Below are 23,778 nucleotides of genomic sequence, written 5' to 3'. Positions count from 1 at the left end.
CGGTCACGCCTCGCGTGCTGCGACCGGCAGAATGTCTTGCCAATGCTGTTCCAGCCATTCGGCGCACTCGGTGCGCGCCGCCGGGCCGAAGACGATCGTCCACTCGGACGGAATGGCGCGGAAATCCGGCCACAAACTGTATTGTTGTTGTACGTTGCGCAGCACCAGGCTGCGCTGCTGTAGATCATCGAACGGATTCAGGCTTTCCATCATGTGTTCCTCGTGCCGTTGCCGTCGCCGATGCCGGATAAGCTGTGGCGAAAGCGGAAGCCCATACCGCCTGCAGCCCGTCGGTCAGGCCGCTGCGCCAGCACAGCGCGTCATGCCCGCCTTCCACCACCCGGTAGTGCACCCGATGGCCGGCGTCGCTCAGGCGTGCCGCCATTTCGCCGCTGACCCGATGCACCAGCTTTTCCTGCGAACCGGCTTCCATAAAGACCTTCAGCGCGCCGTGGTTGCCCAGGCCGTGACGTTCTACCTGCTGCATCAGCCAGCAGGCGTCGTCGGGAATGCTCGGCAGCTGCAGCATGTCGCGCCGCGGCCACCAGTAGGAACCGGACTGGGTGATCACCGCACCGAAGCGCTGCGGCCAGCGCAGCCCGGCATACAGGGAGGCCAGGCCGCCAAAGCTTTGCCCCGCCACCACCGTATCGGCCGGTTTGTCGCTGTGCGGCGCCCAGTCGGCCAGCTGCGGCATCAGTTCTTCCTGCACCGCCAGCCAGAAGTCGTCTTTGCAGGTCAGTTCGCGCGACCGGTGCGGCAGATCGATGATGTCGATCAGCACATACACCGCTTCCGGCAACGCCCCTTCGCGGGTCAGCTGCATCAGCGGCTCCCAGACCGGCATCTGCTTCGCCCAGAATTGGCCGTCGAGCAGGATAGCCAACGGGCGCTCGGCCGGCTTGCTGTCGCCGGTGGTGTAAATCCAGACGTCGCGGCTGTTGCCGAGACGCTCGCTCTGCCAGGTATGGCGCTGCAAACGCGCCGGCAGCGGCGGCGTGCAGCGCCCGCTGGCTATTTCATACTCATCGAATGAACGCCATACCGGCTGCGGCGGCGCATCCGGCATGTGCAGGCCGGAGACGCTGTGGCCGCTGGCGCTTTGCCAGGAGCGGTACGGGTTGAGCAGATCGGGGGTGGCGCTGGCGAACACCTGGTGCCACCAGTGCCGCAGGTTGTGCATGTTGGCGTGCGCATCGTCGCCGCTGAACGCCGGCGGCCGCTCGTCAAAGCAGGGGATAAAGCAGTAGCTGCCGCGCCAGGCGCCGCTCAGCTCGGTCTGCCAGTACCACACGTCGGTGCCGGCCAAACGCTGCAGGCTTTGCGGCGGATTCGGCTGATGATGGTCGGTCAGGCAGTTGATGTTGATCCACACGCGACGGTAGGCGGAGGTCAATTCGCATCCCTGAGGATCGCGCCAGAAAAAGGTGGTTCGCCACCGGCCGTTACCCGCCGGTTCTACCCATGGCGTACCGCGTCGTGCCACCGTCAACCACCACCCTGGACTGCCCGCATTGCTGCTGGCCAATAATCTGCTGCTTTCTGACTGTAGTTCTGTATTCACAACGCCTACCCATTTTGTAGTTGGCGGCACCGGGAACGTCGACTTTTCCCTATCGCCGGCCACCGCCCGAACGCACTGTACGCCAAATACTATTGATAATAATTTGCATTTGCAATAGTGTGTAAGGCTTGGAGATCGTGCTGGTATTGCGCGCAACGGACAGGGATCGGGGATACATCAATGGCATCCCTTGCCGCAGCCGATTTTCTATTTCCGACTACACAAAAAACTACAACCGCCCTTCTCTCCATTCGGCGAGGGATGGCAGCAAGGTAGGACACTCAAATGAAAAGCAAGCTATCACGTTATTCTTTAGCCACTCTTATCGGCTTGGGATTGGGCGCGTCCGCGTTCGCCAACGCCGCACAGCAGGCTGATACCACCACCACGGAAGAAAACAGCGGCGCCACGGATAAAAAACCGCGCGGCGAAGACACCATCGTCGTCACCGCCGCCCGGCAGAACCTGCAGGCGCCGGGGGTGTCCACCATCACCGCCGACGAGATCAAGAAACGCCCGCCGGCGCGCGACATCAGCGAACTTATCCGCACCATGCCCGGGGTTAACCTGACCGGCAACTCCACCAGCGGCCAGCGCGGCAACAACCGCCAGATCGATATCCGCGGCATGGGCCCGGAAAACACCCTGGTGCTGATCGACGGCAAACCGGCCTCCAGCCGCAACTCGGTGCGCCAGGGCTGGCGCGGCGAGCGCGACTCGCGCGGTGATACCGCCTGGGTACCGCCGGAAATGATTGAACGCATCGAAGTGCTGCGCGGCCCGGCCGCGGCGCGCTACGGCAACGGCGCGGCGGGCGGCGTGGTCAACATCATCACCAAGAAGGCCGGCGATGCGCTGCACGGCTCGCTGAACGGCTACTTCAACGTGCCGCAGCACAAGCAGGAGGGCGCCACCAAGCGCACCGACTTCAGCCTGTCCGGCCCGCTGAGCGATTCCCTGAGCTTCCGCCTGTTCGGCGGCTACAGCAAAACGCAGGCCGACGCCTGGGACATTAACGAATCACATAAATCCGAACGCGTAGGCGCCTACGCCAGCAGCCTGCCCGCCGGGCGCGAAGGGGTGGTCGATAAAAACATCGACGCCTTGCTGCACTGGGACTTCGCCCATCTGCAGTCATTGGAGTTCGAGTATGCCTATGGCCGTCAGGGCAACCTGTATTCCGGCGATACCCAGAACACCAACACCAATGCCCTGGTGCAGAGCAACTACGGCAAAGAGACCAACCGCATCTACCGTGAAACCTTCGGCCTGACCCATCGCGGTGCCTGGGACAACGGCGTGAGCACCAACAACTACGTGCAGTTCGAGCGCACCCGCAACACCCGTCTGAACGAAGGACTGGCCGGCGGCACCGAAGGCATCTTCGACACCAAAAATACCGGGTTCGGCACCACCAAGCTGGACGACTTCCTGGCGCACAGCGAAGTCAGCGTGCCGTTTGAGCTGGGCGTTTCACAGACCGCCACGCTGGGTACCGAGTGGACCCAACAGCGGATGAAAGACGGTACCTCCACCAGCCAAACGCTGATGGGCGGCACCATTCCCGGCATGGGCAACGGCACGCGCAGCCCTTACGCTTCCGCGCATATCTTCTCGCTGTTCGCCGAAGACAATATCGAGCTGACCGACACCACCATGCTGACGCCGGGCCTGCGCTACGATCTGCATTCAGAATCCGGCAACAACTGGAGCCCGGCGCTGAACCTGTCGCAGGAACTGGGCGACTACTTCACGCTGAAAATGGGCATCGCGCGTTCCTATAAGGCACCGACCCTGTACCAGACCAACGGCAACTACCTACTGTACAGCAAAGGCCAGGGGTGTGCGGGCAGCGATGTCAGAAACGGCTGCTACCTGCTGGGCAACGACGATCTGAAGGCGGAAACCAGCGTCAACAAAGAGATCGGGCTGGAGTTCCATAACGAAGGCTGGCTGGCCGGCGTAACCTACTTCCGCAACGATTACCACAACAAGATTGAAGCGGGTAACTCGCGCATCGCCACCAGCAGCACCGGCACGGCGGTTTATCAGTGGGAGAACGTACCGAAAGCGGTCGTACAAGGGCTGGAAGGCTCGCTGAACGTGCCGGTCAGCGAGACCGTCACCTGGAGCAACAACGCCACCTACATGATCGAGAACAAGAACAAGACCACCGGCGATTACCTGTCGGTGATCCCGAAGTTCACCGTCAACTCGACTCTCAGCTGGCAGGCCACGCAGGATCTGTCGATGCAGTCCACCCTGACCTGGTACGGCCGTCAGAAGCCGAAGAAGTACAACTACCAGGGTAAACCGGCCACCGGCGGCGAAACCCGCGAGGTCAGCCCTTATGCCGTCGTCGGCGCCAGCGCGACCTATGACCTGACCAAAAACGTCAGCGTCACCGCCGGTATCGACAACCTGTTCGATAAACGCCAGTTCCGCGCCGGTAACGCGCAGAACGTGGGCGACCCGATTACCGGCGCGGTCAACATCGCCGGCGCGGGCGCGGCCACCTACAACGAACCGGGCCGTACCTACTACATGAGCATCAACACCCACTTCTGATGACATGACCCAACGACAAAGGGGCGCCGCGGCGCCCCTTTTTTTATCTTTCCATTGCGTTATTTGGTATGCAGCTGAATGCGCACCACGCTTTCCGGCTTGCCGGCCTTGGTGGAAGCGCCGTCGTTTTTCACCGTCACGAACAGCGCGTCGCCTTTCGGATCCAACGCCAGGCTGTTAGGGTGCGGCGGCAGGTCTACGGTTTGCAGGCGCTTGAGCGTCTTGGCGTCGAACACCGTCAGCGTGCCGGCACCGTGATCCACGCGCACGCCTTTGCGATTGGCGACATACAGCCGCTGGCTGCGCTCATCGAGCAGCAGGCCGATCGGCACCTCATCCGTCAGCTCGCTGGCCAGCACCTTGCCGCTGTCCGCATCCAGCGCAAACACCCGGTGACCGCTGCTGCGCTTCACGTAGTCGTGCCCCAGATGATGGTTGCGGTAGTCGTCGCGATCGATGCCCTGATCGACGCCCAGCAGGCGATTGCTCGCCGGGTCATACACCAGATTCAGCAGCTGATCGGCCTGCACTTCGTGCGTGGCGGTGATGGCCAGCGTGTCGGCGTTCAGGGTGATCACCTGCCCCTGCATGTTGGAAACGAATACCCTGCGGCCCTTCTCATCCAGCGTGATGCCCACCGCGTTGTAGCCGAAGCCCGGGATCACTTTCTCCAGCTTGCCGGCTTTGGTATCGACCACGTACAGCACGCTGTCGACGCCGAAGCCCAGGCCCGGCAGGAACAGACGGCCGCTTTGCGCGTCATACTTGAGCTCGCGGAGGCGGTACAGGTAGTCCTCGGTGATTTTGAATTTCTTCAGCTCCGCCAGCAGGAAATCCAGGCGCTTGCCGCTGATGCCCGCCTGCTTGTAAGCCTGCTCCAGCACCGCTTTGTCCAGCAGCTTGATGCTGCCCAGCGCGTGGTTGGTGGTGGTGTCTACCACCCCGACTTCACCGTTGAAGGCCTGCGTCAGGTACAAGCGATTGCCCGCATCGTTCAGCGCCACGCCGAAGCCTTTCACCTGCAGCGGGATCTCCGCCTTGATCGCCAGGGTGTTGGGATCCAGCCGCAGCACGCGGGAGCGCGCCTCTTCCTTCCAGTCCGGCGCGCTGACGAACAGCGCCTGTTGCGAGGTGCTGTAGGCCATCTCCACCACCGTCGACGACAGCGCCTCGCGCTTGATGTCCTGCGGTTTGATGCCGACATCGTTCGCCTGCGCGGCGCCGGCGACCACCAGAGAGGCCGCCACCAGCAGCGACAGTAACGCGCGCGGGGTTGCTAGGGTTCCAGACATCCTTTTATCTCCTTGAAAATCATGCTTTCGGTTAGAGTGAAACAACGTCATGCCTGCGGCCCGGGCGGCAGCGCCGCCAGAGCGATATCGCCAGCGATGTGCTGCGCAAACTGGGTAAAGACGTGCTGAACGCCATCGGCGATCAAATCAGCCTGTTCCTTGCTGTAGTGATCCTGACGGTAGGTCATCATCACCCGCAGGGATTTCTTCCCGGCCAGATCGTCTTCCATCACCTCAAACTGCAGGCCGAGCAGCGATTCTGCTTTCTCCGGCTCCACCTGCCGGTAGGCGATCGCACTGCCGTCCTGCAGCCGGAACTCGCCATTCAGCTTGATGCGGCTGTGGATCTGGATAAACACTTCGAACATATGGTTCTTGCGGTCGGCGTCCACGCCGAACAGCCCTTCCTCCACCAGATCGATCGGAATATCGGTGTACGGCAGCGAGCCGTTGATGGTGTTTTTCACCTGGCTGACCAAGCCGGCCACCGTCAGCCCTTCGTCGAAGCGCACGCGGTGCACCACCACGGTGGTGAAGTAGCCGACGGTATCGAAGAACTCGGCGTCGTTACGGCCGGAGGTCGAGGTGCCCACCAGCAGATCCGCCGGGCCGCCGAGCAGGCGCAGCGCCGAGGTAATACCGGCATACACCACGTTGAACAGCGAAGCGTTGTTGCGGCGAGCGAGCTGATACAGGCCCTCCGCCACGGCCGGATCGACCTCGAACTCCAGCCAGCCGCCGTTGACGTCCGCCGGCGCCGGCACCGCCGGATGGGTAGAGGGTTCTTGCCGGAAGATCGGCTGGCCGACCGGCGCGCCGCGCAGCGCGTCGAGCCAGTAGTCCAGATGCTGCTGCTGCACCCCGGAGGCTCGCTGCTGCCGGGCGAAGGTGTGGAACTGCGGCGGCTGCCCGCGCCACTGCGGCGCCTGGCCGGCGACGCGATGGCGGTAAGCGACGCCCAGCTCGTCCATCATCAGGTTGAGCGACCATTCATCCAGCACCACATGGTGGAACAGCAGCGACAGCAGCTGCTGGCCGTTGTCCGCATCGCGCAGCATCGTGACGCGCAGCGGCAGCTCGGCGGCCAGATCGAATCGGTGCTGGCCGGCATCGGCCAACAGGGCGGCGGCGCTGCCCGCCGGCGTCTCGTGAGAGAAGCGGAACCACGAGTAGTCCGCGAGTTCGGCAGCCGGCACCACCACCTGCACCACCTCGCCCTGCTGCTCAACAAAGCGTGAACGCAGCACGGTATGGCGAGTCATGACGTCGATAAACGCCTGACGCAGCGCCGTTTCATCCACTGCATCGAAGAAGCGCAACGAGAACGGCAGGTTGAAGATCTCGTCATGGCCAAAGGCTTCATACACCTTCCACAGCGATTCCTGCGCCAACGACAGCGGCGCCTGCGCCCGATCATGATCGTCGGCGGTCACCACCGCGGCATTCGGCTGTGCGACGTTAAGGCGTTTGGCGTACCCCGCCAGCCCACGCGCCGTCGGATGGCTGAACAGGTCGTTAATGTTGATTTCGATCTGATGCAGGCTCAGCAAGCGGCCGATCACCCGGGTGGCGACCAGCGAATGACCGCCACGATCGAAGAAGTCTTCATCCAGGGTCATTTCCGGCGCCACCAGCGCCTCACGGAACTCCTGCAAAATCAGCGGCGCAACGCTTTCGTCCGCGTCGCCGTTCGCCGCCGGCGCGGTAATCGCCGGGGAGGCGGCCTCAGCCGCCGGCAATGCGACGGCAATTTGCTGCCCGGCCAGGAAGGCGCTGAACTGTTCCAGCAGGAAAGGCGCGGCATGTGGGGACAAACGCGGATCGGTAACCAGCTCCAGCGTCAGCGCCTCCGCTTCCGGCAAGCCCAGCAGCAGCGCCAGTTCAAACGGCGTATGCAGCGGCGGCAGCAGCAGGCGCTCGGCGTGAACGCCTTCCAGCCGCCACTCTGCAGCCAGATCGTCGCGCCAGGCCACCAGCAGCTGTGCCCGCTGCGGGTCCGGCTGTTCAGCCACGGTCTGCGCCAGCAGCCGCTGCCCGACGTCGTGCTCGCCATGCTGCACGGTCAGACGCATCAGCGGCGCCGCCGTCAGGCCCAGTTCCAGACCGACGAATTCCGCCGTTTCGGCTACCGGCACGCACAGCTGCACCGTTTGGCCGCCGGCCTGTGCGGCGACGAACTCGGCAAACCGCCCCGCCACCGCCGCCAGCAATGCTCGCGGCGTATTGTTGGCGGGCAGCAACGTGCGCGCAATGCGAGTGACCACGCGCGAACCCACCGGCGGCAAGGCTTCAGCACGCTGCGCCGGGCTGCGGTAATCCTGTAGCGAGACCGCCTGGCGCAGCCAAGGCAGCTGCGGCTCCGGGCTTTCCGGCAGCTCGACCGGCTCAGCGGCGAAAGGCAGAGGCACTGGGTCCCCGTTATAACGGGCGGACAGCATCGGCGGCAGATGGCGCCACGGCAGCGCTTCCGCCAGGATGTCATGCAATACTGCGCCCAAAATCACCTCGCCGTCCGGCGTGAGCAACAGCAAGCCGCGCAGCGGCGCTTCGCCTTCCAGTTCAAACGGTGCCGCCTGCGCCTGCAGCAGGCAGCCAATGGCGTGCTGTTCGTCCGCCACCTGACGAAGGCTCACCGGCAACGGCGCCGAACCGGCGGCGCGTTTAACCAGCCCGTTTTCGTCATCAAAAACGTAGCGCACGTCCACGCCCGGCGTCTCCCGCACCAGCGCCTGCAGTGCTGCCGTCAGCCGGGCGATATCCACTTCCCCCGTCAGGCGCCAGGCCAACGCCCGCTGCCCGCGTGCGTCACCCTGCTGCAGATGGGCAAACCATGCCCGCTCTTCGGCTTCGCTCACCGGCCGCTCGCCGTTCGCCGATTCCGCGCCCAGCGCCTGAAACGCGCTCTCCAGCCGCTGGGCCTCTTCATCGCTCAGAATGCTGTCAAAATCACCGATCACTGCGTTATCTCCTTTGCCCGGCCATGCCGGGATAGCGCACAAAACGGGGGACATTCGTCCCCCGTCATTGCGATAGCGTTAGAAATTCAGCTCAACCGCCGCGCCGATCAGGCGGCCGCGCTGGAGCGTCGCCGTGTAGATGTCATTGCTTCGGATCATCTCGCGGCGGTCGGAGTCAAACAGGTTCTTCGCATACAGCGTGGCGCGGCCGTAGTCGAAGGTGTAAGCCAGCTGGGCGTTGGCCGTCCAATAGGAGCCGATGCGCCCGCGCGAGTCGTTGTCGTATTGCGAATAGTAGGAGTCGGTGAACGCCACGTTGCTGCTCAGCTCCCACCCTTTCAGGAACTGATACTTGGCACCCATGTTGGCGGTATAAGCCGGCGCGCGCGCCAGTTCATGCCCTTCCACGCCGCTGCCCGAGAACTTTTTGATGTCGGTTTTCAGCAGGCCGAGGTTGCCGAACAGCTCGAAGTCCCAGCGCGGCTGCCAGGTGGCGCCGATTTCCGCCCCGTAGGTTTCCACCTTGTCGGCGTTGCGGATCACGCTGGAGTTCTCACCCAGCGAGTACGGCAGCTGCATATCTTTGTAATCGTTGTAGAAGATGTTACCCGTCAGCACCACGTTGGCGTCTTTCAGGTGATGGCGGGTGTACAGCTCGTAGTTCCAGACATACTCGGAACCGTAGGTGTAACTGACCACCGGCGTGCCGATCGTGATGCCGCCGCCGCCGGCGTTATAACCGCGGGCGATCTTGGCGCCGTAGGTTTGGGTATCCGTCGGTTTCCAGGCCACGTCCAGTTTCGGCAGGAACACGGTGTAGGTTTCATCGAAGTCGATGCGCACCGCCTGACTGCCGCCGTCGCGGCGACGGTGTTCGCGTTCCAGACGGCTGGCGGCGGTCACGTCCACCTGCGGCGTCAGCGCATAGGTCAACTCGGCGAACGCCGAATGGGTATCGGTTTTATCCTTGAAGGTCGAGCCGCCGAAAATGTTGACGAACTCATCCTGCGTGCCGTGGAAATAACGCAACCCCGCCAGCCCGTGCAGGCGGCTGTCCGCGCCGCCGAAGCGCACCACCGGCTCCACGTGAACTTCCTGGCCGTCGATCTCGGCGTATTGGATGTTGTAAGCGGTCGGACGGTTGATGTTGAAATCGGTGTAGATAACGCGGTTTTCAAACGTCAGCGCATCGGAGGACTCCCAGGCCAGATCCCAGATAGTGCTGTTCATGTTGCTTTTGAACACGGCGCGGCGCGGATCGTGACGCGGATTGGTCGGATGCGGCTGCGGGTTGAGGCTTTCGTTTTGCGGCGCGGTGCTGCCGAAGTGGTTAAAGGTCAGCTTGGTGGTCAGATCGCGCAGGCCGGCCGGGTTGAACAGCAGCTTGGCGCGGGCGGTGGTGGCTTCCACTTCACGCGGATCACCCACTGGCGCATAGGCCGGCAGGTCAGCCTCGCTGCGGCGGCGCTGGCGATCGACGCTGACGCGGAACGCCAGCTGATCCTCCACCAGCGGGCCGGACGCCATGGCGGCCAACTGTGACGAGTGCTGGTTGCCTGCCCCGCCCTTGAAGGCGCTTTCCCATTCGAAGGTCGGGTCTTTACTGGCCATGACGATGGCGCCGGCGATGGCGTTGCGCCCCTGGATGTAGCTTTGCGGGCCGAGGAACACTTCGACGCGATCCAGATCCCACAGCGACTGCGGGCCGAACGCCTGTTCGTTATAGGTCAGCGAACGGCCGTCCAACGACAGATTGAGGCGCGGGCGGGTGCCGCTGAGGAAAGCATTGGCGCCGACGTTCGGGCCGGAACCGTCGATACCGCGCACGGTCGGCAGTTCGTTGCCGATGCCCAGATCCACCACGTTGGGGGTCATGCGCAGCAGATCGGGGATCTGCACCGCGTCGGGCATCGAGGCGATGCGGTTGCTGTCGAACACCTGCACGCTGGAGCCGGTGTCGAAAATGGAACGTTTGATCTTCTCACCGGTGACCAGCAGCGTTTCCGCGTCCTGGTAGGTTTCGTTGCTCTTAGTTTCCGCCGCGTTGACGTTACCGATCGCCAGTGAACACACGCCTAAAAATACGGAGGAAAATGCCCCAATGGCTCTTAACCCCGCCTTTTCCCCGTTTCCTACGCTTTCATGCCGTTGAGCCGCAAAATGCTTGCCCATAGATGTCTTCTCCTTTCATCCCAGAGGTGCACAAAATTTGATTTTTTTTACACAACCTACATCGACACTCACACAGACTATGACGCTGCGGCCTTCCCGACCTTTCTGTTGCTTATCCCTGCGGCAAACCTATGCCTTGCGCGGCCGAACGGGCGCGGCCCGTCCACGGCCAAGCCGCCGGCGGAGCGGCCGACGGCTTGTATAAAAACGTAAAATAATGTTAAGAATGATAATATTTTGCATTTTCTAATGCAAATCATTATCAATAAAGGTGTGAGAGCGGCCACGATAACCGCCAGAAAACCTTATACTTTCGCAGGTAAAACAAGCGCTGCAATAACAGACAATAATTACAATGCTAAGAATAATATGAATAAATTATTCATACCCAACCCCATGCCTGCCCGTTACAGCTAAAACCCCTTATAGATAGCACCCTCGCGTCAAATGGATCAAATAATAATAATTTTCATTCCTATTAACATTTGGATATATTCTTGCAGTCTCGTTGGCTGAATCAAAATGGATACCCGATGAAAGCTTTAACCACGATGCAGGCCGCCTATTGGGTTGGCCGACAGTCCGCTCCTCCTCTGGGCGGCATGGCCGCCCATCTGTATGCGGAGTTCGACGGCGGCGAGCTGGATATCGCTCGGCTACGCCAGGCCGTCGAGGCGTTGTACCTGCGTCATCCGCTGTTGCGCCTGCGCATTACCGACGATGGCCGGCAGACGATCGCGCCTCCCGGCCCCCGACATACCTTGCATCTCGACGACTGGCGACACGCCGATGAAACGACGCTGGCGGCCGCGCTCGCCGCCAAACGCCAGGCGAAAAGCACTCAATTGCTGCCGCTGGAGCAGGGCGTTCCCTGCGATATCAGCCTGAGCCTGTTGCCGGCGGGGCGCAGCCGCCTGCATGTCGATCTCGACATGATCGCAGGCGATGCCATGAGTTTTCGCCTGTTGATGGAAGATCTGACGGCGTTTTATCACCAGTGCCCGCCGGCCCCTGCCCATGACGCGCCGCCGGCCTATTTCGATCACCTCGCGCAACGCGACGCCGACGACGCGCTGCGCCAGCGGCGCGAACGCGGCCAACGTTGGTGGCGCGAACGCCTGGCGCAGGTGCCGCCGGCGCCGCGCCTGCTGCGCACGCCGGACCGCTGCCGCAGCGATCGCCTGGCCGTACAGCTGAATGCAGAAGAGAGCCGCGCGCTGGAGAACGTCGCCAAACGGCACCACACCTCCCTCTCGACGCTGTTTCTCGCATTGTTCGCCCTGGCCGTCGGCCAGGGTTGGAACATGACGCGCTTTCGGCTCAACGTGCCGCTGTTCCACCGCGAGAGCGAGCGGGAGGACGCGCAGCGCCTCATCGGCGACTTCTCTAACCTGGTGCTGCTCGGCGTGGAACTGAATCCGACGGAAAACCTGAACGCCTTCTGCCAACGCCTGATGACGCAGCTGGCGGAGCTGATCGAGCATGCGGATTACCCCGGCGTCAGTGTGATGCGCGATCTGTCGCGCCTGCACGGCAGCCTGCAGCCTTCACCGGTGGTGTTTACCGCCGGCTTCGGCATCCGCGGCAAGACGCTGTTTTCCGAACGGGTCGCCGACACCTTCGGCCGTCTCGGCTGGGTGATCTCTCAGGGGCCGCAGGTGGCGCTGGATGCGCAGGTCGCCCACGTCGACGACGGCATTTTGATCAACTGGGACGTGCGGCTGGACGCGTTTCCCGAGCACGTGCTGCCGCGCCTGCTGGCCTGTTACCGGGCGCTGCTGCACCTGGCTGCGCGGCAAGCGGGGGCATTCGATCGCCCGCTGTCGCAGCTGCTGGCGCAATGTACGCCCGACGCGCTGGCGCAGCAGGCACCGGTGCGCCAGGTGCTGCATCGGCTGTTGGCGCGGGTGGCCCTCGAGGCCGACTTGCGCGACCACGACGATATCCACCGGTTGGCCTTGCCGGATGCCGGGGTGAATGCGCTGTTGACGGTGCTCAACAAGTATCTGACGGCGGCGCTGACGGCGCAGGATCTGGCGGCCCATCCCTCCCCGGCGGCGCTGGCGGCGCTGATTTGCCAACGTTCGCCCGAGGCGGGGCGAAATGCAAAAACGCTGCTCGCCGCCCTGGCGCCGCAGCACTGAGATCGGTTTCCGGGCGCGTGGCGCCCGACTCGTTTTAATCGGTTAGCGACTATAGGGAAGTATCATGGAGACAGCATTAACCGCACTGCAGCAGGCCTATCTTCTTGGCCGCAGCGATCGATGGCCGCTCGGCGGCGTGGCGATGCACGACTTTCGCGAATACCGCGCCCGGCAGCTGGATGTGCCGCGCCTTGAAGCGCGTCTGACCGAGCTGGTACAGCACTACCCGGCGCTTCGCACCTGCATCGATGTGCAGCGCGGCACGCAGCACGTGCGCCCGGAGGTTGCGCTGCACCTGGATCGCCACGACTTGCGCTCTCTTGACGGCGCAGCAGCGCAGCGCCAGCTCGAACAGCTGCGCGAGCACTACTCCCACCAGCGCCACGATCCGAGCCAGCCGCTGTGGCGCATCGCCGTGATCCAGCTTGCCGAACAGCAGGATCCGACGGGATCGCCGTACGATACGCTGATCTTCACCAGCTTCGATGCCTTGATCCTCGACGGCCAGGGGATCTCCAGCGTGATCGCGCGCCTGTTCGACGATCGCCCTCTGGCGCCGACCGCCGCCGCGCTGCCGCCCCCGGCCGCCCCGGCGGCGCAGCGTCAGGCCGATGCGGCCTACTGGCGCGACAAGCTGCAGGATGTCACCACCCCGTCGGCATTGCCGTGGCGCGCCCCGCTCGCCAATCTCACCTCATCACGCTATCGCCGCGCCACCCTGACGCTGCCGCACGACACGCTAAAACGGCTCGGCCGCCTGGGATCGCCGCATGCGCTGCTGCGCAACAGCCTACTGTCGGCGCTGATCCTCGATACGCTGGCCCACTGGACCACCGACGGCGAGCTGTGCGTCGGCGTACCGGTGGCGTTCCCCGCCGCCGACGGCGCGCTGGGCAACGCCTCCAGCTTCGTGGCGGTGCGTTATTCCCGCTACGGCGAAGACTTTATCCAGCGTGCGCAAGCCTTGCAGGACGACGTGCTTGGCGCGCTCGACCACCTGACATTTTCCGGCGTCGATCTGGCGCGACAGTTGCTCGGCCAAAGCCAGGGCGGCCCGGCGCTGCCGGTGATCCTGACCAACTGTCTGGGCTGGGAAACGCTGCCGGCCGAGGCGCCAGTGCGCTTCCACGACGGCCTGACCCAAACGCCGCAGGTCGCCATCGACATTCGCCTGACGCTGGACAGTGAAAAGAACCTGCAGCTGTGCGTGGACTACGCCGAACAGGCGCTGCACGGCGAGCAGGTCGAGGCCATGCTGGCGGCCTTGCAGCAGCGCATCCTGCACAGTTGCCAACGCGCCGACCTGACAATCGCGCCGCGAGACTTCATCGATCTGGCGCATTACCGCCACAACGACAGCGAAGCGAATTACGCGCCTTATCCTTATCTGGCGCAGCTGGCCGAGCGGCTGTTTGGCGCGCAGAACGGCGGCAACGCGCTGATCTGCGGCGAGCAGACGCTGACCTATAATGAGCTGGGCCAGCGGATCGCCACGGCGATCGCCAACCTGCAGAGCCGCGGCGTGCAGCCGGGCAATGTGGTGGCGCTGTATCTACCGCGCAGCCCGGAACAGGTCATCTTCAGCCTCGCCTGCGCCCTGCAGGGCGTGATCTGGGTGCCTATCGATATCAACTCGCCGCCGGAACGTACCGCCTACCTGCTGGAGAACTGCCGGCCAACGCTGGTGGTGCACGGCGGCGATCTGGAGACGCCGATCGGCGTCACGCCGGCGATCCTGCTGGCGCCGACGGATCGCGCGCCTGCGCTGGCGGATGAACAGACGCTGGCGGAACGCAGCGCCAGCCTGACCGCGAGCTACTACCTGTACACCTCCGGCACCACCGGCAAGCCTAAATGCGTGGTGCTCAACAACCGCGCCACCGCCAACGTCGTCCACCAGACCCAGCAGCGCTGGGCGGTCACCGCCGACGACGTGTTCATTTCCGTCACGCCGCCGCACCATGACATGTCGATGTTCGATCTGTTCGGTTCGCTGTGCGCCGGTGCTACGCTGGTGCTGCCGGCGCCGCATCAGGAAAAAGACGCCATCAGCTGGAATCAGCTGGTGGAAAAACATCGGGTCACCCTGTGGTGTTCGGTGCCTGCCATTCTGGAGATGCTGCTCACCTGCAAGACGGCCGACAGCCTGCGTTCGCTGCGTCTGGTGGCGCAAGGCGGCGACTACATCAAGCCGGCGACGGTGCAAACCCTGCGCACCCTGCGCCCGGATCTCGCGCTGTTCTCGCTCGGCGGGCCGACCGAAACCACCATCTGGAGCATCTGGCACCCGATCGCCCCGCAGGAGAGCGGCACCGTGCCTTACGGCCGCCCGCTGCCGGCCAACCGTTATTTCATCTGTCATGACGACGGCAGCCACTGCCCGGCCGGCGTGGTCGGCCGCATCCATACCGCCGGGGTCAACCTGGCGTTGGGCTATCTGGAACAGGGGGAGCTGAAGCAGCATGATTTCATCACCCTCGAAGGGCCGGATGGGCAGCCGCTACGCGCTTTCCGCACTGGCGATCAGGGTTACTATCGCGCGGACGGCAACATCATGTTCGCGACCCGAGTGAACGGCTATGTGAAGATCCGCGGCGTACGCGTCTCACTGCCGGAAATCGAAGACGTGCTGCGCCGTCATCCGGCGATTCAGGATATGGTGGTGGTGGATTATCCCAGCGGAGAGAACAACGAGGCGGCGCTCGGCGCCCTGTATCTGACTCGCGACGGCAAACCGCTGCCGCTGTCCGAGATCCGTGCCTTCGCCACCGGCTATCTGCCCTGTACCCATATTCCCACGCGCTTTATCCATGCCGAGGCGCTGCCGTTGTCTGCCAACGGTAAAACCGACCGCCATCGCATCCGCGCCGACCTGAGCCACCAGCAAACCGCGCCGGCGTTGAACGCCTGCGCGGCACCGCCGCCGCACGCGCCTTTGGCGCGCAGCGCAGAGATCCTGACCATTTACTGGCAGGCGATCGGCGTGACGCCGCGCCCGGAATGGGGAGAAGAGACGGCGTTTATCGCCATGGGGCTGAAACTGCCGCATATCAAACAGGTGGCGGAGCGCCTCAATGACGCCTTCGGCACCCGGTTGGTGAGCAGTTCGCTCCTGCCGTGCAAGAACGCGCGTGAAGTGGCGGCGTTACTGACCAACTGAAGCCATGCCACTCGGGCGGGGATATCCCCCGCCCGTATTTTATCAGGCGGGTAGCGCCGTCAGACCCGCCAGCGGCTGTTCCCACGCATCCCGTTGCAGCGCACGCAACAGGAATTCTTGCAGTGCCTCGCCATAGTTCAGCGCATCCTCCGTCGGGAACTGTTCCAGATAGATATCGATATCCACCTGCAGATCGCGGGCGTCGGTGCGGCCGCGATAAGTCAGGTTGAAACCGTCACCCGAACCGCCGGCCAGCACGCGCCGGGCGCCGCTGCAGCCGGTGAAACGGGGCGCATCGAAGGGTTGCACATTAATGAAAGGGGAAATAAAGAAACGCGAGTCCGGAGCCACTCCGCGATCGACGGCCAGTTGGCGCAGCCGGTAGCCGGCGTGGCCGCGTAGCTCGCGCAGCTGCTGCGTCAGAGCGGTCAGAAAGCCCCCTAGCGTCTCTGCTTGCGACGGTGACACCAGCAGCGGCAGGGTATTGACCGCCAGCGCAGGCACATTGGTGGCGGCCTGCCCGCGGCGATTCATCGCCGGCATCCACATCGGCAGCGTATCGCCCTGCCGGGTGTGCTGCGGCATCACCTGAAACAGCCAGACCGCCGACAACGCCACCAGCAAGTCGGGCCAATTGATGCCGCTGCGCTCCGCCAGCTGCGTTAAACGTTGCGACACCGCCGCCGGCAGCCGGTGGTTGGCGCTCAAACGCCGCACGCCGTACGCCGCGCCGCCCTTGCGCACCGTCGGCAACGCCTGCGACGACGGCAGGTAGGCTTGCCAAAAGCGCCGATCGCGCTCGCAGCGCTCGGAGTCGGCATAGGCCAGCTCGGCCTGTTGAAAGGGGCCAAAGGCGCCCAGAGGGATGCCTGCGTTGCCCTGGCCGAGGTAGTGCGCATATAACGCGGCGCAGCGGTGTTCGATAAGCGCCATGCCGAAACCGTCGACCAAGATATGGTGCGCGCGCACGTACCAGAGGTAGCGCTCCGGTGCCAGCTTCAGCAGCCAGGTTGCGGCTAACGCTTCGCTGTGCAGCGCCCGGTGCTGCGCTATATCCTCGCGCATGAGGCTTTGCGCCGCCTGCCAGGGATCGCGATGCGCTTGCAGATCGATGCGTTGCAATGACGGTATGCGCTGAGGATCGTGCCGTAACGGCGGAGGATGGTCGCCACGCCGTTCGCCAAAGCGCAGGGCAAACGCCTGCGTTTCGGCAAGCGTGACGGCGATCGCCCGACACAGCGCCTCTTCCTCTACCGCGCCGCACAGTTCGGTGCAATGCGCGACGGTGGATAAGGTCTGCCCGGGGTGCAAGGTGTATTCTTCCCAGAAATCAAGCTGCGCTGGCGCCAGCGGCAACCATTCAGAGGCCAAAGCGGTGTCCGACATGTTACCTACCTTTGATAAGCCTGAATAAAAGCGCCGCACGGACGACATTCCGCCGTTCAACCGCTTTTGCGTGTTTCCATACATCATCAAATGAAAATGATAATAACATCTATTATCATTTCCAATAATTTGGTAACACTTTAGATTCTGTTAAGCGGGGATGCAAGTCACGTAGCGGGGGCAGAGAAAAGAAAGTGGCAGGCTGAAAGGACATAAAAGCAAAACGCCCCAGGCGCGGGGCCCGGGGCGTTTTTAACGTAGGCGATACTCGGTGGTTAGGCCTGATTGGCCGGCTTCACCTTTTGCGCCAGGAACTCCGTTTCGTAAGCCAGCGCTTTCTTGCGATCGAACTGGTGTTCCCACTTGGCGATCACCAGCACCGCCAGCGCGTTGCCCACAACGTTCAGCGCGGTGCGTGCCATATCCAGGATACGGTCCACGCCGGCGATGAACGCCAGGCCTTCCAACGGAATGCCGACGCTGCCCAGCGTGGCCAGCAACACCACGAACGAAACGCCCGGCACGCCGGCGATCCCTTTCGAGGTGACCATCAGCGTCAGCACCAGCACGATCTCCTGCCCCAGCGACAGCTCGATGCCGTACAGCTGGGCGATAAAGATAGCGGCGATGCTCTGATACAGCGTCGAGCCGTCCAGGTTAAAGGAGTAACCGGTCGGCACCACGAAGCTGGTGATCGACTTGGGCGCGCCGTAAGCCTCCATCTTTTCGATGATGCGCGGCAGCACCGTTTCCGAGCTGGCGGTGGAATAGGCCAGGATCAGTTCGTCTTTCAGGATGCGGATCAGCGTCCAGATGCGCAGGTTGCACAGCCGGGCGACCGCCCCCAGCACCACCAGGGCGAAGAAGGCGATGGCGAAGTACACCAGCACCACCAGCTTGGCCAACGGCAGCAGCGAAGCGAAACCGAAGTTGGCTACCGTGACCGCAATCAGGCCAAACACCCCGATCGGCGCATAGCGCATGATCATGTGGGTGACTTTGAACATGCTCTCGGACACCGCCTTGAACACCTTCAGCAACGGCTCTTTGGTCTCTTTCGGCAACGACGACAAGCCCAGACCGAACAGCACCGAGAAGAAGATAATCGGCAGCATGTCGCCCTTGGCCATCGACGAGAAGACGTTCGACGGGATCAACGACAGAATGGTCGCCACCAGGCTGTGCGAACCGCTTTGCACCTGTTCGGTGGTTTTCTCATACTGCGAAATGTCCACCGTGGTCAGCGTCGACATATCGATGCCGTGGCCGGGTTGGAATACGTTGGCTAACGTCAGCCCCACCACGATGGCAACGGTGGTGATCACTTCGAAGTAAATAATGGTTTTCAATCCGATGCGGCCCAGCTTTTTCGCATCGCCCACGCCGGCAATGCCGACGATCAGCGTGGAAATAACGATCGGCACTACAATCATCTTGATCAAACGAATAAAGATATCACCCGCCGGGCTGAGAATATTGCTTACCAGCCACTCACGAGATTCGGTCTGGTTGTGCAATACCGCGCCAACAATAATACCCAGTACCAACGCGATCAGGATTTGCCAAGCCAGGCTAATTTTTACACTTTTCATACCCAAAAAGTCCTCAAAGACTCTTTCCGCCGTACAAAGTCGCAACACAGCGAAAAGAATACTTAATCATTTATTACAGGCTTATGTTAATTCAGTGGAAGCGTTCACCTGCCCTGGGTGCGACGCAGTATAAATCTGTATCATCCGGGCGGCATGCTCTGCAAGCCTTGATTTGTCAGGGTTGAGCGCTGAATCGAATCACAAAAATTTCGCGTTACTATTTCAAATGGCATAATTGCTTGTTATTAAAAACATAATTTTTCATATAATGAAGTACATAACCGTGCCGACGACGTTTTTTTGAACGCCATTAAAATGCGTTATTTTTCGTCCATTCTGCATATTTAGTCCACGACAAATGTTTATATTTTGTTACTCAAAAGTCAATTAAATGAGAATTTACCGAGTGACACTTTCCCTCATAAATGCAGCGCCACTTTATATTTAGCTTAAAAATCGAGCGATGCCGCAGAGTGAATACCCTCGGGTATCACCCGACTTTTCATCAGGAATTAAAGGTTAATAAAACGTTATTTCAGGATGTGCCGTCTATCGTTATATCGCGTTAATACCAACTTCGAATATTAATAGCGAAAAATAATCCAAAAAGATTTATAGCGCGGAATAATGCCAATACTTCCCCACGCTATTAAGCACGAGGCAAATAGTCTCGGCGTTGTTTATTCTTTTTTGTTCTTTAGATAAGTATTTTTGGCTAAAAACGCGGGTTTATGATGATTTAAACGCCAAAGAGATAGATACGCCCTGCAAATGCGACAGAACTATTACAAATCAATATCTTTGTTGCGTGATCTGCCGCGCAAAAAAGAAACAAAGAATCGTAGCAAACTATACTTAACCTTCAGTTGACATATCATTAACAACTTCAAGGAGAAAAGCTATGAGCCAACTGCATAAACACGCTATTCCTTCTGCAATTGCAGAACGCGCCCTGATTAATCCGGCACAATACCAACAGTATTATCAACAGTCGGTTCAAGACCCAGAGGCTTTCTGGGGTGAGCATGGCAAAATCCTGGACTGGATCAAACCCTATACCAAAGTTAAAAACACTTCGTTCGATCCGGGCCACGTCAGCATTCGTTGGTTTGAAGACGGCACGTTGAACCTGTCGGCCAACTGTCTGGACCGCCATCTGGCCGAGCGCGGCGACCAAACCGCCATCATCTGGGAAGGCGATGATCCGACCCAATCCAAGAAAGTGACTTACAAACAGTTGCATCATGATGTCTGCCAGTTCGCCAACGTGCTGAAAAAGCTCGGCGTGAAAAAAGGGGACGTGGTGGCTATCTATATGCCGATGGTGCCGGAGGCGGCGGTCGCCATGCTGGCCTGCGCGCGCATCGGCGCCGTCCATTCGGTGATCTTCGGCGGCTTCTCGCCGGAAGCGGTCGCCGGACGCATTATCGATTCCAACGCCAAACTGGTGATCACCGCCGATGAAGGCCTGCGCGCCGGCCGCGCCGTGCCGCTGAAAAAGAACGTCGACGACGCGCTGAAAAATCCCGGCGTGGTCAGCGTGGCGAACGTGGTGGTGTTCAAACGCACCGGTAAACCGGGGTATTGGCAGGAAGGGCGAGATCTGTGGTGGCATGAGCTGACTCAGGACGTTTCCGCCGACTGCCCGCCAGAAGAAGTGAGCGCCGAAGATCCGCTATTTATCCTGTACACCTCCGGCTCGACCGGCAAGCCGAAGGGCGTGCTGCACACCACCGGCGGCTACCTGGTGTACGCCGCGATGACCTTCAAGTATGTCTTCGACTATCACGATGGCGACGTTTACTGGTGCACCGCCGACGTGGGTTGGGTCACCGGTCACAGCTATCTGTTGTATGGCCCGCTGGCCTGCGGCGCCATCACCCTGATGTTCGAAGGCGTGCCTAACTACCCGGGCGTCAACCGCCTGTCGCAGGTGATCGACAAGCATCAGGTCAACATTCTGTATACCGCGCCAACCGCCATTCGCGCCCTGATGGCCGAAGGCGACAAGGCGATCGAGGGCACCCGGCGCGATTCGTTGCGCATCATGGGCTCGGTCGGCGAACCGATCAACCCGGAAGCCTGGGAGTGGTACTACAACAAGATAGGCAACGCGAAATGCCCGATCGTCGACACCTGGTGGCAAACCGAAACCGGCGGCTTCATGATTACTCCGCTGCCGGGCGCCACTGAGCTGAAGGCCGGTTCCGCCACGCGGCCTTTCTTCGGCGTACAGCCGGCGCTGGTCGATAACGTCGGCACACCGCAGGAGGGCGCCTGCGAAGGCAACCTGGTGATCGTCGACTCCTGGCCGGGCCAGGCGCGCACCCTGTTCGGTGATCATGAGCGCTTCGAGCAGACCTACTTCTCGACCTTCAAAGGCATGTACTTCAGCGGCGACGGCGCCCGCCGCGACGAGGACGGTTATTACTGGATCACCGGCCGCGTCGACGACGTGCTGAATGTCTCTGGCCACCGTCTGGGCACCGCCGAGATCGAATCCGCGCTAGTGTCGCATCCGAAAATCGCCGAAGCGGCGGTGGTCGGCATTCCTCATAACATCAAAGGCCAGGCGATCTACGCCTATATCACGCTGAACCACGGCGAAGAACCAACGCCGGAGCTCTATGCCGAAGTGCGCAACTGGGTGCGCAAAGAGATAGGGCCGATCGCCACGCCGGACGTGCTGCATTGGACAGATTCGCTGCCCAAAACGCGTTCCGGCAAGATCATGCGGCGTATCCTGCGCAAAATTGCCGCCGGTGACACCAGCAACCTGGGGGATACCTCCACGCTGGCGGATCCGGCCGTAGTCGACAAGCTGTTGGAAGAAAAACAATCAATGAAAGTACCGTCATAATTTACGCCGCTTCAGGCCGCTCATTCGGATAACGCGCCGTTGAGCGGCCCTGGCGCGGCGTACTCTCTCAATACCGACTGGAGACACACTGATGAATGACACCATTTATCAAGGGATTGAAGAAAACCCGCGCTTTAAAGAGCTGGTAAGAAAACGCGGCCGGTTCGCCTGGCTGCTTTCGCTGATTACGCTGGCGCTGTATGTCGGCTTTATTCTATTGATCGCCTTCGATCCTCAGTGGCTCGGCACGCCGATCGCCGTCGGATCGACCATCACCCGCGGGATCCCGGTCGGCGTCGGGCTGATCGTGATCTCTTTCGTCTTGACCGGAATCTACGTGTTTCGCGCCAACGGCGAGTTTGACCGCCTCACCGCAGAAATTCTGCGCGAGGTGAAACAATGAAACGCTTATGTTCCGCCCTCTCCGCCGCCGCGCTGCTGCTGTTGCCCGGCCTGGCCCGCGCCGACGCCATCGGCGGCGAAGTGCATCGTCAGCCGTTGAACATCCAGGCGATCGTGATGTTTATCCTGTTTGTCGGCGCCACCCTGTACATCACCTACTGGGCGTCCAAACGCACCCGTTCCCGTCAGGACTACTACACCGCAGGCGGGCGTATCACCGGCCTGCAAAACGGCCTGGCGATCGCCGGCGACTTCATGTCCGCCGCCTCGTTCCTCGGCATCTCCGCTCTGGTTTACACCTCGGGCTATGATGGCCTGATCTACTCCATCGGCTTCCTCATCGGCTGGCCGATCATTCTGTTTCTGATCGCGGAGCGCCTGCGCAACCTCGGCCGCTATACCTTTGCCGACGTCGCCTCTTACCGCCTGCAGCAGAAACCGATCCGCACCCTGTCGGCCTGCGGCTCGTTGGTGGTGGTGGCGCTGTATCTGATCGCGCAGATGGTCGGCGCCGGCAAACTGATCCAGTTGCTGTTCGGGCTCAACTACCACGTGGCGGTGATCCTGGTCGGCATTCTGATGGTGCTGTATGTGCTGTTCGGCGGCATGTTGGCCACCACCTGGGTGCAGATCATCAAAGCGGTGCTGCTGCTGGCAGGCGCCAGCTTTATGGCGCTGATGGTGATGAAGTCGGTTAACTTCGACTTCAATACCCTGTTCGCCGAAGCGGTGAAGGTGCACCCGAAAGGCATCGCCATCATGAGCCCCGGCGGCCTGGTCTCCGATCCGATCTCCGCGCTGTCGCTCGGTTTGGCGCTGATGTTCGGCACCGCCGGCCTGCCGCACATCCTGATGCGCTTCTTCACCGTCAGCGACGCCAAGGAAGCGCGCAAGAGCGTGTTCTACGCCACCGGCTTTATCGGTTACTTCTATATCCTGACCTTTATCATCGGCTTCGGCGCCATCTTGCTGGTCAGCGCCAATCCGGCGTTCAAAGACGCCACCGGCGCGCTGCTGGGCGGCACCAACATGGCGGCGGTGCACCTGGCCAATGCCGTTGGTGGCAACTTCTTCCTCGGCTTTATCTCGGCGGTAGCCTTCGCCACCATTCTGGCGGTGGTTGCGGGCCTGACGCTGGCCGGCGCCTCGGCAGTGTCCCACGATCTCTACGCCAGCGTGATGAAAAACGGCAAGGCGACCGAGCGCGATGAGCTGAAGGTCTCCAAGATCACCGTCGTGGTGCTGGGGCTGGTCGCCATTGCGCTGGGGATTTTGTTCGAGAAGCAGAACATCGCCTTTATGGTCGGGTTGGCGTTCTCCATCGCCGCCAGCTGTAACTTCCCTATCATCATCCTGTCGATGTACTGGTCGCGTTTGACTACCCGTGGCGCGATGATTGGCGGCTGGCTGGGCCTGCTGACGGCGGTGATACTGATGATCCTCGGCCCGACGATCTGGGTGCAGATCCTCGGCCATGAAAAACCGATTTATCCGTATGAATATCCGGCGCTGTTCTCGATGATCGTGGCCTTTGTCGGCACCTGGCTGTTCTCGATAACCGACGGCTCGCTGGCTGGACAGCAAGAAAGGGAACGCTTCCGGGCCCAGTTTGTCCGTTCGCAAACCGGACTGGGCATCTCTCAGGGCAGCTCGCATTAACCGAATAATAAGTGAAAAAAGC

13 protein-coding genes are annotated in these 23,778 nt (G+C 61.5%); 6 read left to right on the top strand and 7 right to left on the bottom strand.

What is annotated here, in order from left to right; translation table 11 throughout:
- Positions 1-3: 3 nt before the first annotated feature.
- Both ATE40_RS22315 and fes read right to left on the bottom strand, forming a co-directional pair.
- Complete coding sequence (locus tag ATE40_RS22315) at positions 4-210, bottom strand: MbtH family protein (protein ID WP_019453420.1); 207 nt, start codon at positions 208-210, stop codon at positions 4-6.
- On the bottom strand, positions 185-1,564 hold the full coding sequence (gene fes / locus ATE40_RS22310) for an enterochelin esterase (protein WP_072271055.1): 1,380 nt from the start codon (positions 1,562-1,564) through the stop codon (positions 185-187). The genes ATE40_RS22315 and fes overlap by 26 nt, the downstream gene beginning before the upstream one ends.
- Positions 1,565-1,849: 285 nt before the next feature.
- Between fes and ATE40_RS22305 the strand changes: the two genes are divergently transcribed.
- Positions 1,850-4,132 carry a TonB-dependent siderophore receptor gene (locus ATE40_RS22305; protein ID WP_025159574.1) on the top strand — a complete coding sequence of 761 codons (2,283 nt, stop codon included), beginning with the start codon at positions 1,850-1,852 and terminating at the stop codon, positions 4,130-4,132.
- A gap of 59 nt (positions 4,133-4,191) precedes the next feature.
- Here the strand turns inward: ATE40_RS22305 and ATE40_RS22300 are convergent, their stop codons facing one another.
- From ATE40_RS22300 to ATE40_RS22290, 3 genes are all read right to left on the bottom strand, one after another.
- Positions 4,192-5,424: a YncE family protein gene (locus tag ATE40_RS22300; protein WP_063919663.1), complete on the bottom strand. Its 1,233-nt coding sequence runs from the start codon at positions 5,422-5,424 to the stop codon at positions 4,192-4,194.
- Between the two features lie 47 nt (positions 5,425-5,471).
- Entirely contained in the window at positions 5,472-8,381 is a 2,910-nt protein-coding gene (locus ATE40_RS22295; protein WP_063919662.1) for a condensation domain-containing protein, read from the bottom strand.
- A gap of 78 nt (positions 8,382-8,459) precedes the next feature.
- Positions 8,460-10,553 (bottom strand): TonB-dependent receptor, encoded by a 2,094-nt coding sequence (locus tag ATE40_RS22290; RefSeq protein ID WP_063919661.1) that lies wholly within the window; start codon positions 10,551-10,553, stop codon positions 8,460-8,462.
- 533 nt (positions 10,554-11,086) lie between these two features.
- On the opposite strand from ATE40_RS22290, the gene ATE40_RS22285 reads away from it, so the two are divergent.
- Together ATE40_RS22285 and ATE40_RS22280 are read left to right on the top strand one after the other, a co-directional pair.
- Positions 11,087-12,697 (top strand): condensation domain-containing protein, encoded by a 1,611-nt coding sequence (locus ATE40_RS22285; protein WP_063919660.1) that lies wholly within the window; start codon positions 11,087-11,089, stop codon positions 12,695-12,697.
- 64 nt (positions 12,698-12,761) lie between these two features.
- Complete coding sequence (locus ATE40_RS22280; protein ID WP_063919659.1) at positions 12,762-15,857, top strand: amino acid adenylation domain-containing protein; 3,096 nt, start codon at positions 12,762-12,764, stop codon at positions 15,855-15,857.
- 42 nt (positions 15,858-15,899) lie between these two features.
- On the opposite strand, the gene ATE40_RS22275 is transcribed toward ATE40_RS22280, so the two are convergent.
- Together ATE40_RS22275 and gltP are read right to left on the bottom strand one after the other, a co-directional pair.
- Positions 15,900-17,243 (bottom strand): condensation domain-containing protein, encoded by a 1,344-nt coding sequence (locus tag ATE40_RS22275; protein WP_063919658.1) that lies wholly within the window; start codon positions 17,241-17,243, stop codon positions 15,900-15,902.
- Positions 17,244-17,518: 275 nt separating this feature from the next.
- The gene (gene gltP / locus ATE40_RS22270; RefSeq protein WP_015376334.1) at positions 17,519-18,835 is read right to left on the bottom strand and encodes a glutamate/aspartate:proton symporter GltP; all 1,317 of its coding nucleotides are present in this window, start codon (positions 18,833-18,835) and stop codon (positions 17,519-17,521) included.
- Positions 18,836-19,736: 901 nt separating this feature from the next.
- Here gltP and acs point away from each other — a divergent pair.
- The 3 genes from acs to actP all read left to right on the top strand — a co-directional run bounded on the left by acs (position 19,737) and on the right by actP (position 23,756).
- Positions 19,737-21,695 (top strand): acetate--CoA ligase, encoded by a 1,959-nt coding sequence (gene acs, locus ATE40_RS22265; protein WP_019453430.1) that lies wholly within the window; start codon positions 19,737-19,739, stop codon positions 21,693-21,695.
- Between the two features lie 91 nt (positions 21,696-21,786).
- Positions 21,787-22,098, top strand: coding sequence for a DUF485 domain-containing protein (locus tag ATE40_RS22260; protein WP_019453431.1), 312 nt, complete (start codon positions 21,787-21,789; stop codon positions 22,096-22,098).
- On the top strand, positions 22,095-23,756 hold the full coding sequence (actP, locus tag ATE40_RS22255; RefSeq protein WP_063919657.1) for a cation/acetate symporter ActP: 1,662 nt from the start codon (positions 22,095-22,097) through the stop codon (positions 23,754-23,756). Before ATE40_RS22260 ends, actP begins: the two co-directional genes overlap by 4 nt.
- Positions 23,757-23,778 lie beyond the last annotated feature (22 nt).

Origin of the sequence: Serratia surfactantfaciens (assembly GCF_001642805.2) — a bacterium.
GTDB classification, from domain to species: domain Bacteria; phylum Pseudomonadota; class Gammaproteobacteria; order Enterobacterales; family Enterobacteriaceae; genus Serratia; species Serratia surfactantfaciens.
The sequence above is the reverse complement of the archived record's forward strand: the minus strand, read 5'-3'. Positions and strand labels throughout refer to the sequence as shown.

Coding starts and splice junctions, on each gene's coding strand:
- ATE40_RS22315 (WP_019453420.1), bottom strand. CDS start 210: ATGGAAAGCCTGAATCCGTTCGATGATCTACAGCAGCGCAGCCTGGTG.
- ATE40_RS22305 (WP_025159574.1), top strand. CDS start 1,850: ATGAAAAGCAAGCTATCACGTTATTCTTTAGCCACTCTTATCGGCTTG.
- ATE40_RS22300 (WP_063919663.1), bottom strand. CDS start 5,424: ATGTCTGGAACCCTAGCAACCCCGCGCGCGTTACTGTCGCTGCTGGTG.
- ATE40_RS22290 (WP_063919661.1), bottom strand. CDS start 10,553: ATGGGCAAGCATTTTGCGGCTCAACGGCATGAAAGCGTAGGAAACGGG.
- ATE40_RS22285 (WP_063919660.1), top strand. CDS start 11,087: ATGAAAGCTTTAACCACGATGCAGGCCGCCTATTGGGTTGGCCGACAG.
- ATE40_RS22280 (WP_063919659.1), top strand. CDS start 12,762: ATGGAGACAGCATTAACCGCACTGCAGCAGGCCTATCTTCTTGGCCGC.
- ATE40_RS22275 (WP_063919658.1), bottom strand. CDS start 17,243: ATGTCGGACACCGCTTTGGCCTCTGAATGGTTGCCGCTGGCGCCAGCG.
- gltP (WP_015376334.1), bottom strand. CDS start 18,835: ATGAAAAGTGTAAAAATTAGCCTGGCTTGGCAAATCCTGATCGCGTTG.
- acs (WP_019453430.1), top strand. CDS start 19,737: ATGAGCCAACTGCATAAACACGCTATTCCTTCTGCAATTGCAGAACGC.
- ATE40_RS22260 (WP_019453431.1), top strand. CDS start 21,787: ATGAATGACACCATTTATCAAGGGATTGAAGAAAACCCGCGCTTTAAA.
- actP (WP_063919657.1), top strand. CDS start 22,095: ATGAAACGCTTATGTTCCGCCCTCTCCGCCGCCGCGCTGCTGCTGTTG.